Genomic DNA, 12,712 nt, shown 5'->3' with positions numbered 1-12,712 from the left:
GGAAAGGATCAGATGCGAAGTACGGAAATCTCGAGCAGGAGATCCCGGGACAGCCCGGCTATGGGATGGTCGAACAAGCGGCTGCTCTGTAGGCGATGGGTGACGAGCAGCGCTAATGAGGCGGTATCTTCGGAACAGATCGGCTGACAGTCACTGCTGAAATGGGACTTGTCGACAGATTGCACACCAAGCGTTTTAAACGCGTCGCAGAACTGATAGACCGGCTGTTCGTCCGGAGTCGAACAGCCGTTGCCCATTGTGGCAGCCGGGGCGCCATTCACCGGCAGGAGGCAGGCATAGGCATTGAAACTCAGCGCGAAAAAGAGCACGACGAGTGAGCAGACCAGGACCGAACGGACGTGAGGGGATTGTCGCTGCATGGCAATACTTTATCCCTCTCCCTATCGGCCGTCAACAGGAGCACCGCAATATGCGGTCGAGGACAGCCGTCGAAGACATTTTAGATCTGCGCCCGCACCGCCACAGGATATCATCTCACCCGCCCTCTCCTAGCCCCCCTTGTAGTTCTACCGTTTACCCCGTACACTGTTATCTTCGCGATCCAGCCTGGCCTGAATAGTCCTGCCCGATCGTCCATTCAGCCGATCAGTTGATTTATCCATATCGGACACTAGAGCTATGCCACCAATAATTCTCTTGAGCTGCCAGTCCATCAGCAAAACTTACGGCGTGAAACCGCTGTTCTCCGATCTCTCGGTCGGGCTAGCCGAAGGCGATCATGTCGGGTTGGTCGGGCCCAACGGCTCAGGCAAATCGACCTTGCTCAAGATCATGGCAGGACTCGAAGAACCGGATGAGGGCACCAGATCGATGCGCAGGCAACTCCGCATCGGCTATGTGCCGCAAGAACCGTTATTTGACGGAGCCCATACGATCGAAGAAGTGCTCGCACAGGTTCTGATCGACGAAGGGCTGGACCCCCATGAACATAGCGGCCGCACGTCCGCGGCCCTCAGTCTGGGAGAGTTTCCCTCAGCCGACCAGGCCACCGCCTCACTCTCAGGAGGATGGAAGAAACGCCTCGCCATCGTCCGCTCGCTCATGCTGGAGCCCGATGTGCTCCTGATGGACGAACCGACCAACCATCTCGATGTCGAAGGGATCCTCTGGCTGGAACGCTTGTTACGGGCCGAAGCCCGCGCCTTTCTCGTGGTCAGCCACGATCGGCGTTTCCTGGAAGCCGTGACGTCGCGGATGATCGAGATCAATCGCAGCTACCCCAACGGGGCGTTCGAGGCCAAAGGCAACTACAGCGACTTCCTGGAGCAGCGGGATGCCGCACTCCACGCACAAGCCAACTATGAAGCGTCGTTGGCCAATCGAGTCCGGCGCGAAGTGGAGTGGCTCCGCCGCGGTCCCAAAGCCCGCACGACGAAAGCCAAATCCCGCATCGACTCAGCCGGGCGTTTGATCGAGGAACTGAACAGCGCCGACGCCAGAAAAGACCAAGGCACGGCCGGCATCAACTTCACCTCTTCGGGACGCAGATCGAAACAGTTGGTTGAAGCCACACAACTCTGCAAATCGCTCGGTGGGAAGCCGATCGTCACGAATCTCGACCTGCTGCTCGGACCGGGCCAGCGGATCGGGTTGCTGGGACCGAACGGAAGCGGAAAGAGCACGCTGCTGAAACTGGTGGCGGGTACCATGCAGCCGGATGCAGGCACCGTCACCCGCGCGGACAAGCTGCGCGTCGTCACGTTTGAACAACACCGTGAATCGCTGGATCAATCCTCCTCGCTCCGGCGAGCCCTCGCCCCGCATGGCGACTCGGTGGTGTATCAAGACCGCGAGGTGCATCTCGTCTCCTGGGCCAAACGATTTCTCTTCCGGGCGGAACAGTTGGATCTCCCGGTCTCCCGCCTCTCCGGAGGCGAACAGGCGCGGCTGCTCATCGCCAGGCTGATGCTCCAGCCGGCCGACCTCTTGATCCTCGACGAACCGACGAACGACTTGGATATTCCGACGCTGGATGTATTGGAAGACAGTCTGGTTGAATTTCCGGGCGCCTTGATGCTGGTAACCCACGACCGATGGCTCTTAGACCGTGTCTCCACCATGCTGCTCGCACTGGACGGCACAGGCCAGACCGAATGGTTCGCCGACTATGCACAATGGGAATCTGCGCAAGAGCGCATGAGGGAAGAACAGAGTCGTGCGGCAACGTCACGGCCATCCAAAGCCTCCCGCGCCGAGTCGGACGCGACACCGAAAGCCAAAAAGACAGGTCTGTCCTATCGGGAACAAAAGGAATGGGCGAAGATGGAGCAGAGGATTCTCCAGGCCGAAGAGACCATTGCCACCTGTCAGGCCGCCGTGGAAGATCCCGCCATCGCCTCCAATGCCGCGGCGCTGCAAGAACGATCCACCGCGCTGGACGCCGCAAAGACAGCTGCAGAACGGCTCTATGCACGCTGGACTGAGCTCGAAGGAAAACAGACGGAGTCGGCTGGCCAGCCCCAGGCCTAATACCGATGATTGGTCTGGTCGAACCAGATCGACCAGATCAACGCGTTATCCTCCGCAGCGAGTGCAGACTCCCGACGTAATCTTGGCGTTGAGTTTTTCTTCCAAATAGTCCTCAAGTCGGAGCCAGAGCCCGCCGCTCGTCCGGACTCGTTTGCACTTCGCGCAAAGGCAGAGGGTCCCTCGAAGCGTTTTCAGTTCTTGCACCGTCCGGCCCAACTCCTTCGTCTTGGCATCGAGTTCGCGCTCGCGTTCATCCCGGTTGTCGTATTCCTCCTTCAAGGTCATCGCCATCGAGACACGCGCCACCAACTCTGCGGGAATCACCGGTTTTCTGATGTAATCCGTCGCACCGGCCGTATAGGCTGCCGTCAGATCAGACCCGTCAGTTTTTGCCGTCACCACGATGACCGGCAGATGTTCCAAGCGCTCTTCCGACCTGATGCGCCGGCAGGCCTCCAACCCATCCATATCGGGCATCAAGAGATCCATCAGCACGACGTCGACTCGCTCGGAGGAACGGCCATCGGCACCGATGCCCAAATACTGCAACGCCTCGGCAGCCGACTCTGCAAACAACAACGATCGATACCCCGCGGCCTGTAGCGTGGCCGCCAACATGTCGCGCTGCTCTTCAAAATCATCGACGATCAGAATACTCATCGCGGCATCTCCTTGTCGTTCCTTATTTCGAGGGAATTTTGTCGCTACCCGCTTCCGAGCAGGCTCCTTCAGCCTCCCGGAGCGCCTCGACCAACCGCTGCACCTCCTCGGTCACTCGCTCGAAGTCACCATCGAGGGCAGCCGCCTCAATGGAGCCGCCGATCGATCCTATCCTGTCTAACCCATACGAACCCGCGAGCCCCTTGATACGGTGACCGATCGTTCGAATCGTATCGGCATTCTGCGCGACGATCGCGGATTGGAGGATCGCCACATCCTGCTGCCGATTACGCAGGAACTTTGGGCGGAGCGACTGCAGGCTCTGCTCGAGCGTATCCTCTGTTACGGCTCGCGGACCCTCACTCGGACCGGATACGGTCTCTTTCCTCGGCGCAACCATATATCGGTGGATTACGCCGAGAATCGTAGCGACTTTGACGGGTTTCGTCACAAAATCGGTACAACCGGCTAGCTGGCTATTCCGTTGCGCCTCGCCGTCGGCATTCGCGGTCAACGCCACGATGGGGACAGGGGTCCGGCCCTGCGTCTCCTCCCAAGCCCGAATGGCTCGCGTCGCTGCATACCCATCCATGCCGGGCATCTGGAGATCCATGAACACGAGATCGTACCCGCCCGTCTGATATCGTTCGACCACGCTGGCGCCGCTGGCGGCATGATCCATCCGATGGGGAGTCCCGCGAAGATACAACGCCATCAAATCTTGAGACTCCACGCAATCCTCAGCGAGGAGGATCGTCAAACCTCTCTCGCCAGGGATCTGAGCGCCTGCTGTCGCCATCTGGACTGGCAGGGCCCCTCGCTCAGACAGGACTCCAGGCGGCTGATCCTCCGACAGCGCCTGAAACTGAATGATCACCGTAAAGGTGCTGCCCTGCGCAGGCTGGCTCTCGACCAGGATACGTCCCCCCATCAGGCCAACGAGTTGCTGACAGATGGCAAGCCCCAAACCGACTCCACCATAGGACCGGCTGGCACGGGAATCGACTTGCACAAACCGATCGAAGATATTTTGGTGCTGCTCGGGAGGAATGCCGATTCCTGTATCGGCCACCATAAATCGCACAGTGTTTCCGTCAGGCGAACCAGGCATTGGCCCGACGCGGACGTCCACGCCCCCCTCTGCCGTAAACTTGACGGCATTCCCGATGAGATTGAGCAGGACTTGCTGGAGACGCAGCGCGTCTCCCAGAACGAGTACCGGAAGACCTGGATCGGTGGATAACGAAAGAGACAGCCCCTTCGCCTGGGCTTTCTTGGTCAAGAGCCCGACGGTATCCGCAACCAGTCCTCGAAGCGCAAACGGCTCTTGCACCAACTCCAGCATGCCGGAATCCACTTTGGCCGCCTGCAGAAGATCTTCAATCATACGGAGCAAGCCGGAGCCGGCCTTCTCGCACCGCTTCAAGAGATCGACCTGATCGGACGAGAGCGGAGTCCGAAGCAGAAAATCCGTCAGGCCGATGATCGCGTTCAACGGCGTCCGCATCTCATGGCTCATATTCGCGAGAAAATCGCTCTTGGCCTGACTGGCTTCTTCAGCCGCTAACCGGGCTTTCACAAGCGCGACCTCGATCTCTTTGCTTTCCGTAATGTCCTCCGAGATACCTAACAGATATTGCGGCATGCCGAGGGAGTCACAGATAGGAATTTTCTTCGTATGGAGCAGGCGCAGGCCTTTGGCCCTACTCTGAATGGTCTCTTCAGGAATATTGACCAGCCTACCGCCTGACAACGCTTCACGATCTTTCGCCGTAAAAAATTCCGCCTCCTCTTTGGAGAAGAAGTCGTAGTCGTTCTTGCCCAGAAGATCGGATCGGGAATAACCGAGCAATTCTTCGCCGGCCTTATTCAATCGCACGAAACGAAGATCTTTGGCGTCCTTGACGAACACCATATTCGGCAAATGCTCGAACATGGACTCGATGAACGCCGTGGTCTGCCGAAGCGCATCCTCCCCTCGTTTTCTCTCGCTAATATCGCGAATGAACGACGAGAAGAACATCTGCTCGCCAAGGCGCAGAGGGATCACGGTGAGTTCAACGGGAAATTCCTCGCCGCTTTTTCGGAGGGCCCTAACTTCAATCCGCCGTCTGAGAATCGCTTCCTGTCCCGTCTTAAGATATCGCTGCATCCCTGCGACATGGGCTGCGCGGTATTGTAGCGGGATAATCAGTTCCGCCAGAGTCACCCCCACGGCTTCTGCCCGCGTAAACCCGAACGTCACTTCCGCTTGCTGGTTCCACTCGACGACCAGGCCCTGTTCGTCCATCGTGACGACGGCATCCAACGCGCCTTCTATGACCGCGTGGATCCGCGACTCCGCTTCGAGGCGGGCGCGCAACGATCGGCTATCGAGATACAGCAGACCAGCCATCAACCAGAGCGTCCCCACACCGACCGCCCGATTAAACACACCCGCAGTCGGATCTCCCTCCTTCGCCAATAAGACCGCGCCGCTCAAGACCAAGACCGACCAGAGCAGCGTGGAGAGAAGCAGCACCCTTGAGGGATAGAACCGTGACACCACGAATGCCAGAAAGAAGTAGAAGACCCAGGGGGCAAAACCAAGCGGAACGTAGAGATCGATCAGAAAGGTGCCGAGGGTGGTGACCCAGACAAATGCCGGAATCACAGGCTTCAGCCTGACAAACCACGGATGAGTCATCAGTTCAAGGTTCGTCATGCGTTACATCACCGGTAGAGAGAAACGTTCTTCGAGAATATCGCCGTCGGCCTATTCTGCTATCGATGCAAAATCGTCATGCTCCAGCCATTCCACGATCTTTCCTCGCAGAAGACAGTCGAGGAAATGGCGGAAAGGGCTGACACGATACCCTCAGGAAAAATATAACGCCAAACACTGGGTAGACCTACGTAATTCAGAAAATGTACAGACTGGGAGAACCCGCCCTGCCGCCCTGGATCGGAGGGCAAGGCCTCGCTGGGGAGATCGAGATGAGGAGAGGACTATTCGAGCGGAATATAAGTCTTGTTCTGAGCCAGCCACTGGTCGAACGTCTACAAGGCGGGATTCAACGCGCGCGACTGGTCGAGATTGCGCGCCCCGCAGAAGATCGACTCGAAGTCACGTTTGAATTGGAACATCTTGCCGAGATACTCACAGCCCTCCTTGAAGATGCCGAGTACACACTTGTAGCCCCGTGAAAATTCTGTACAATGCCCCCATGCGCCCACCCACCTCGCTCGCCACATTGCTGATCGTCACTCTTGCCTTCGCCACAGCAGGCTGTGAGACGACCGACCAGATCCTTACGGCTGCTGAACGGGTCACGAGGAGCCGGACCGGCCAGACCGTCATCGATCTCGCCGGGGGGAAGGATCCGGCGCAGGTCGCGAAGCAACGTATCGAGCAGTATGCGCGCGATCCGGAAGCCCTCATCAGAGATCTGCGCGCGGCAAAAAAGGACTTCGAGACGCTCCTTGCCGCCCTCGGGGTGAATGTCGGAAAGACCTGGGGCAAGGAGGAAGTCAAACTGCCCGAACAAAAGAAATATGTGAAGTACACGCAGAACTACAAGAGCCGGGCGATCGTCGACTTTGACGCAGGCGAGATCCTGGTCGAAACCCTCGACGAGCAAGACCCCCAACGCAGCCTCAAGAATGCCCTGGTCACGACGATTCTGACGCCGGAGGATCCCCGCGCAGTCGATTTGTTTTCCGACAAAGAAATCGTCCTCACCGGCGACAAAATGCCCTACTTATACGGCCTGGTTCTCGATCAGCAGCGTAAGCCGGTGCGCACACCGGCAGAGGCCGAGCCCTTTGCCGCCTATATTCTTGAAAAGAAGTCTTCGACGCGGGTGATCGACCAGGATGGGGCCAAGAAGACGGCTCACTACGTCAAGATCCCGATGGTGTCCAATCTCGCCGTGAAGCAGGCGGACAAGTACCGGACGCTGGTGCATCAGTTCGCCGAGCAATATCGCATCAGCCCCAGCCTGGTGTTCGCCGTCATCCGCACCGAGAGCAACTTCAACCCCTATGCCGTCAGCTCGGCCCCGGCCTATGGACTCATGCAGCTCGTCCCCACCAGCGGTGGGCGAGAAGCCTATCGGAAGGCGAAAGGCCAGGATGTGACTCCGACGCGGGAGTACCTGTTTGACCCCGCCAACAACCTCGAATTGGGCACCGCCTATTTGAATGTGTTGATGTTCAATCAGCTAGAAAGCGTGGCCCACAATGTCTCGCGCGAATACTGTGTCATTGCGGCCTACAACACCGGAGCAGGCAACGTCTTCCGTACGTTTTCGCGTACCCGTACCGAGGCCATCAACCAGATCAACTCACTCCAACCAGCCGCCGTCTATGACCAATTGCGTGAAAAGCTGCCCTACGAAGAGACCCGACAGTACTTGGGAAAAGTGACCGGCTACCGCAAGGCCTTCATCAACTCGTCGGAAAGCCCTACCCAGTAAGACGCGAGCATGGCCTGACAGAAGACCGCTCAGTACCACAGCGCCCACTGACCGAACTCGCTCGACCCTAAAAATTCTTTGAGCTCCTGAGGCGCGGACTCTGGCAGCAACGACGCCAGTAACCCATGCCCGCCCAATGCGGCGAGTTCCTGCCACAGCTCGTCAGGGAGCGGGCCCTCGAACGCTGCCTGCATGATACCGGCCAGCACGGACAGCAGAATCGACATATTGTGGGCGGTGGTGAGATCGTAAGGATAGGAATAGGTCTTGGAAAACTGAAGGTTTCTGAGTATGTCCACCACGACCGACTCCTCCCACACCCGATCGTGGGGGTGATCCAGCGACATGCCCTGCGGCAAACTGGCGAAACCTCGCCGGTCCCAGGCAAAAATCTTAGCGAGGTAGGTTCGCAGCGTCTCACGATACGCATCGGGCAAGTGGCCCGGAGGTTCCTCCAGCCACGCCCCCACATCGATCGGTGCGTTCCTGCGCAAGGCATCCAGCAACCGGTTGCCCGCGTAGAGACGCTGACGGAGCGGCACCTGCGAGTTCTCCAGCAGGTCGAGCAAAATCGTTTCGATCTGGCGGAACGATTCCCATGGGATGTCCAGGCCAGGCGCGAGACGAAACCCGTTCGGACTCCGCATCGGGGCGAGGAACAGGCGCTCACGCACATCGTCTTGACGCGCTGCCAATGCAGGGCCCAACCGGTTTCTCACGCTGCCACACACCAGACTCGTCGTCACCGCCACACCTTCCGGAGTCTGCGTAAACGCAAAGGGGAAAACGGCACAGGGTCCAAACGGTTGGCGGCCCAGGGTCTTGTGAATCAAGCACTGACAATGTTCACCCAAAAATCGGCAGGTCTCGCGGTTCTCCTTCAGTTGCAACTGACCGTCGGTGCGTACATCCAATTTCGTGCCCATGAGTGCAGGCTGAATCTCTTCCCAGGGAATGGCATCGATCAGGACTTGGGCGGCGGGAGGCACAGCAATACTGTAATCGAATTTACAGCAGGCCCCGCTCATATGGCAGCTAAAGCGCGCCTCTGGCAGAAAGCTCAACTGCGCGTCCGACTGCCGGAACAGACGGCCGTAGGACGCATCGAGCGCACTCCGCGACAGGACTGGTACGTCGGAGAGCATCCAAGGATATTCTGCCAGCGTCTGCAACCGCCCCTGGCGATAGGACCAGTCCTGGATAGCGGGCGCAACGATGCACCAGCCCACGCGCCATTGCCCACCCTCATGTCGAGCACCCAACCCCACGGTCGCGGCCCGGCCATCGCCCGATTCGAAAACGTTGAACCACCCGACCGCCAAGCTGGCATCCGTTTCCACGTTGCCCGCAAGCAGATCGACGCGTTCAAACACCGGCAATTTCCCGATGCCCTGCGTACAGGCATGACGGTGTGCCTGCGCGAACGCCTCTCGATCCGTGTCACCTTTTCTGCATAAACGTCCGTCGAACGCAACCGGCGCGTCGTCGGCATAGAGATCGTGCAGATGCTGGCCACCATCAGGATCGGCGTGAGCTGCAAGAAACTCCTGGAAGAGGGCCATAACAACTGCAACCTCCTGCGGCAACGGGGCGAGTACGGGAATCATCGATCCTCCTTGGGACTCGTTACGAGCATGAGAGAAGAGCGCCCACGTGCCGCCGCCTTGTACGCCGTGCGGATCGATGGCGCGCTCGCAGGTCTCCCGCGAGCGATCTGCGCGATCATCCCGTGGTGCTTGGCCGATATCGCAAAGGGTATGCCGCACCTGGCCGGTGCTGTTTGCCCTGAATTCTCATGATTGGTTCAACTCGCGGTGAACCATTCAGGCGCTGAACAGGAATAATCTGCCGAGCGATTAGGCAGATTACGACTGAGACAGGAATGATGGATCCGGAAAAATCAGATGGCCGAGCGCAGGATCAGAGAACGATTACAGGTTGGGTGTCCGAGCTTGATACGATGAACGAGCCACTCCGCCTATCCACGAAATATGTTTTACGCAGCAGGTGAAGATGCAGGTCTCTGGGCAAAGAGGATGTGGAGGCACATTCATAGCGGGCAAGAAAATTATTTCAGCAGCCTGCTAGAACAACGAGGTCGGTCTCGGCACGAACGATCCCGCACGTCGTAATCGGCCACCCCTCGACGCCGATCGAGGGCAATCGCGCAACAGGCCTCCAGCATCTCTCGCAATTGCCGCCGACCCCGTTGGACACGTGACTTCATCCCCGAGACCGTCAACCCAAGTCTGGCTGCCGCCTCATGCTGCGCCAACCCCTCAAGATCGATCAGGGTCACCGCCTGCCGATAATCCTCGGATAGCCGCGCAATCATAGGGCGGAGGCAGCCGGCCAACTCCCTGCGAAGTTGACCGGAATCCTCAGACGATCTCACAGTCAGGGACGCAGGATACAACGTTTCAAGGTCGCTCGCGAGACCGGCCGGCCGCTCAGGATGCGTATCTTGCACACGGTAGTAATCGATGATCACATGCCGCGCAATCCGATAGATCCACGGCAGGAGGCGGCTCTGGTCCTTGAGACCCTCAAGCCCTCGCTGCATCCGGATGAAGACCTCCTGCGAAAGATCCTCGGCTGCCGCCTCATCGGTCACACGTTTCCGGATGAAGCCGTGCAGCCCGCTTTGGACCTCGTCCCAGAGATGCTGACTATCCGGCATCATGTTCATCACTCCTCACTCTCGGTCCATACCGTAACGCCCCTTACGACGCCGCGCAAGCAACCGGCTGAGCCGCCCCACTGCTCGTCGGCACACAACAGCCGGTGTGCGTCAATGGCCCTGTCACCTCCAACTGCTCATGAACGGTAAAAACCTCCCAGGCATTATCGTCCGGGTCGGAAAACCAGAGTTTGTCCTGCCGCGCAAAACAACAGGCGATATCCGCTTCAACCTTTGCCAGAATGCCCTGTTCTTGCAGCCGTTGTTTCCACCCTGCAATCTCATCCACCGATTCGACTTCGAGACCGAGATGGTTCACCCTGCTGACCCTCTCTGGAGATGACACCAACGAGAAATTCAACGCCGGCTCCCTCAGATCGAACTTGGCATAGTCTGTCGTCTGTTTCTGCGGCGCGACACCAAACACTTTCTGATAGAACGCCACCGAAGCAGGCACGTTGCGTACATCAAGAGATAGATGGGGTCTCATGAGGTTCTCCTTTCGAATGAATGGGAGGCACCATGCCTCCCCTCATTTCTATAGACGGAGACATCCGGAAAAGGACGCAAGCCGTGCACTCGTTCGTCCTCGTCATCGAGGACTCATGGAACACCAGACTCCATTTCATGTCCATAACCTGGTGATGTACACTGCGACCGTAAGCACAGCAGGACGGCCCATACAGGACGCTCAAAATGGCCACACAGCAAGGCCGCAGGCTGTCGAAACCGGAGGCGTACCCCAAGGGGTACGTTGAGGATTTTGATGAGCCGAGAACGATGCTGGTGGACTGTTTCAGCGTCCTGCAGGAATAGGCATGAGAGAAACACGCTACGACGCGATCATCGTTGGCGCCGGTCACAATGGATTGGTCACAGCTTGCTACCTGGCCAAGGCCGGCTGGAAAGTCCTGGTGCTGGAACGTCGCTACATCGTCGGCGGCGCCTGCGTCACGGAAGAAACCTTCCCCGGTTTCAAGGTCTCCACAGCCGCGTATGTGAACAGCCTCTTCCGGAAAGAGATCATCCAGGATCTTGGCCTCCAGTCCTACGGACTGAAGATTCTTGAACGCAATCCCTCCTCGTTCACGCCCTTCCCCGATGGCAGACATCTCTTGCTCGGCCCCGATCCCGCGCTGAACCATCGGCAGATCGCGAAATTCAGTCTCAAGGATGCGAACGCCTACCCGGCCTATGAAGCCATGCTCGAACGAATGGCAACGGTCCTTGAACCGCTGCTGACGATGCGGCCTCCGAATCTGGCGAAGCCGGGGCTGCGAGACCTCTGGACTCTGTACCAAGTAGGAAAACCCTTCCAGGCCATGGGGCCCGCCATGAGCGAAGCCTTCGAGATCCTCACCGCCCCCGCGCGGCAGATTCTGGATCGCTGGTTTGAATCGGAGGAACTCAAGGCTACGCTTGCGACCGATGCCGTCATCGGGGCGATGGCTTCTCCCTCGACGCCCGGCACCGCCTACGTCCTCTTCCATCATGTGATGGGAGAAACGAACGGAAAAAGAGGCGTCTGGGGTTATGTGGAAGGCGGCATGGGCGGGATCACCCAATCCTTAGCGAAGGCCGCACGCGACCTCACGGTTGAGATCCGTTGCGAGGCAGAGGTGGCAAGAATTCTCGTGAGTGACGGCACCGTTCGAGGCGTGGCCTTGGCCAGCGGAGAAGCATGTTATGCGCCGGTCGTCGCCAGCAATGCGGATGCGCAGGTCACCTTCACCCGCCTGCTGGATGCGAAGCAGCTTCCAGCAGAATTCTCAGACGCCGTCAGTCGGATCAACTACGACAGCGCCTCGATGAAGATTAATGTCGCGCTGAGTGAACTGCCGGACTTTCTCGCCTGCCCGGGGCTGGAGCCGGGCCCGCACCATCGCGGGACTATCCATATCAGCCCTGACCTGGATTACATTGAACGGGCGTTCGACGAGGCCAAGTACGGGCACCCCTCGCAACGGCCTATTCTGGAATGTACCATTCCCTCGGTCGTGGATCCCACGGTGGCCCCGCCGGGCCAACATCTCATGTCGATCTTCGTGCAATATGCCCCCTACAAATTACGGGGCGCCACCTGGGACGACCTACGAGAGAGTTTCGCCGATCGCTGTTTCGCCCTCTTGAACGAGTACGCGCCGAACTTTCAGCGTGCCGTGCTCGCCCGCCAAGTCCTGACGCCACTCGATCTCGAACGAACCTTCAACCTGACAGGTGGAAATATTTTCCAGGGAGCGATGACGCTGAACCAGCTCTTTGCCTGCAGGCCTGTGCCGGGATTCGCCGATTACCGGACTCCAATCCATGGGCTCTATCTCTGCGGAGCCGCCGCCCATCCGGGCGGAGGAGTCATGGGCATAGCCGGTGCGAATGCCGCACGGGAAATTCTCCGTTCGTCACGCCGTTTCTCCCCCTTCTAGCC

General features: G+C 58.6%; 10 protein-coding genes. 4 read left to right on the top strand and 6 right to left on the bottom strand.

Features of this window, described 5'->3' with window-relative positions; translation table 11 throughout:
* Positions 1-8: 8 nt before the first annotated feature.
* Complete coding sequence (locus Q8N00_05625; GenBank protein ID MDP2382266.1) at positions 9-380, bottom strand: hypothetical protein; 372 nt, start codon at positions 378-380, stop codon at positions 9-11.
* Between the two features lie 259 nt (positions 381-639).
* Between Q8N00_05625 and Q8N00_05620 the strand changes: the two genes are divergently transcribed.
* Positions 640-2,490 carry an ABC-F family ATP-binding cassette domain-containing protein gene (locus tag Q8N00_05620; protein MDP2382265.1) on the top strand — a complete coding sequence of 617 codons (1,851 nt, stop codon included), beginning with the start codon at positions 640-642 and terminating at the stop codon, positions 2,488-2,490.
* Between the two features lie 45 nt (positions 2,491-2,535).
* Here the strand turns inward: Q8N00_05620 and Q8N00_05615 are convergent, their stop codons facing one another.
* Both Q8N00_05615 and Q8N00_05610 read right to left on the bottom strand, forming a co-directional pair.
* On the bottom strand, positions 2,536-3,150 hold the full coding sequence (locus tag Q8N00_05615; GenBank protein MDP2382264.1) for a response regulator: 615 nt from the start codon (positions 3,148-3,150) through the stop codon (positions 2,536-2,538).
* Positions 3,151-3,172: 22 nt separating this feature from the next.
* Positions 3,173-5,854, bottom strand: coding sequence for a PAS domain S-box protein (locus Q8N00_05610; protein ID MDP2382263.1), 2,682 nt, complete (start codon positions 5,852-5,854; stop codon positions 3,173-3,175).
* Between the two features lie 272 nt (positions 5,855-6,126).
* On the opposite strand from Q8N00_05610, the gene Q8N00_05605 reads away from it, so the two are divergent.
* The gene (locus tag Q8N00_05605; GenBank protein MDP2382262.1) at positions 6,127-6,336 is read left to right on the top strand and encodes a hypothetical protein; all 210 of its coding nucleotides are present in this window, start codon (positions 6,127-6,129) and stop codon (positions 6,334-6,336) included.
* A gap of 20 nt (positions 6,337-6,356) precedes the next feature.
* Complete coding sequence (locus Q8N00_05600; GenBank protein ID MDP2382261.1) at positions 6,357-7,607, top strand: murein transglycosylase domain-containing protein; 1,251 nt, start codon at positions 6,357-6,359, stop codon at positions 7,605-7,607.
* 29 nt (positions 7,608-7,636) lie between these two features.
* Here Q8N00_05600 and Q8N00_05595 read toward each other — a convergent pair whose 3' ends face one another.
* From Q8N00_05595 to Q8N00_05585, 3 genes are all read right to left on the bottom strand, one after another.
* Positions 7,637-9,214: a hypothetical protein gene (locus Q8N00_05595; protein MDP2382260.1), complete on the bottom strand. Its 1,578-nt coding sequence runs from the start codon at positions 9,212-9,214 to the stop codon at positions 7,637-7,639.
* 461 nt (positions 9,215-9,675) lie between these two features.
* Positions 9,676-10,290 carry an RNA polymerase sigma factor SigZ gene (gene sigZ / locus Q8N00_05590; protein ID MDP2382259.1) on the bottom strand — a complete coding sequence of 205 codons (615 nt, stop codon included), beginning with the start codon at positions 10,288-10,290 and terminating at the stop codon, positions 9,676-9,678.
* 40 nt (positions 10,291-10,330) lie between these two features.
* Complete coding sequence (locus tag Q8N00_05585) at positions 10,331-10,777, bottom strand: ArsI/CadI family heavy metal resistance metalloenzyme (protein MDP2382258.1); 447 nt, start codon at positions 10,775-10,777, stop codon at positions 10,331-10,333.
* A gap of 328 nt (positions 10,778-11,105) precedes the next feature.
* Here Q8N00_05585 and Q8N00_05580 point away from each other — a divergent pair, with 328 nt between their 5' ends.
* A complete protein-coding gene (locus tag Q8N00_05580) occupies positions 11,106-12,710 on the top strand; it encodes an NAD(P)/FAD-dependent oxidoreductase (GenBank protein ID MDP2382257.1) in 1,605 nt (534 codons plus the stop codon).
* Positions 12,711-12,712: the final 2 nt, after the last annotated feature.

The sequence above is a fragment of the Nitrospirota bacterium genome, from assembly GCA_030684575.1.
Classification (GTDB): Bacteria; Nitrospirota; Nitrospiria; order Nitrospirales; family Nitrospiraceae; genus Palsa-1315.
The sequence above is the reverse complement of the archived record's forward strand: the minus strand, read 5'-3'. Positions and strand labels throughout refer to the sequence as shown.

Bases quoted from the DNA above. Each gene is read 5' to 3' on its own strand.
- Q8N00_05595 (MDP2382260.1), bottom strand. From the start codon at position 9,214: ATGATTCCCGTACTCGCCCCGTTGCCGCAGGAGGTTGCAGTTGTTATG.
- sigZ (MDP2382259.1), bottom strand. From the start codon at position 10,290: ATGATGCCGGATAGTCAGCATCTCTGGGACGAGGTCCAAAGCGGGCTG.
- Q8N00_05625 (MDP2382266.1), bottom strand. From the start codon at position 380: ATGCAGCGACAATCCCCTCACGTCCGTTCGGTCCTGGTCTGCTCACTC.
- Q8N00_05605 (MDP2382262.1), top strand. From the start codon at position 6,127: ATGAGGAGAGGACTATTCGAGCGGAATATAAGTCTTGTTCTGAGCCAG.
- Q8N00_05580 (MDP2382257.1), top strand. From the start codon at position 11,106: ATGAGAGAAACACGCTACGACGCGATCATCGTTGGCGCCGGTCACAAT.
- Q8N00_05600 (MDP2382261.1), top strand. From the start codon at position 6,357: ATGCGCCCACCCACCTCGCTCGCCACATTGCTGATCGTCACTCTTGCC.
- Q8N00_05620 (MDP2382265.1), top strand. From the start codon at position 640: ATGCCACCAATAATTCTCTTGAGCTGCCAGTCCATCAGCAAAACTTAC.
- Q8N00_05585 (MDP2382258.1), bottom strand. From the start codon at position 10,777: ATGAGACCCCATCTATCTCTTGATGTACGCAACGTGCCTGCTTCGGTG.
- Q8N00_05615 (MDP2382264.1), bottom strand. From the start codon at position 3,150: ATGAGTATTCTGATCGTCGATGATTTTGAAGAGCAGCGCGACATGTTG.
- Q8N00_05610 (MDP2382263.1), bottom strand. From the start codon at position 5,854: ATGACGAACCTTGAACTGATGACTCATCCGTGGTTTGTCAGGCTGAAG.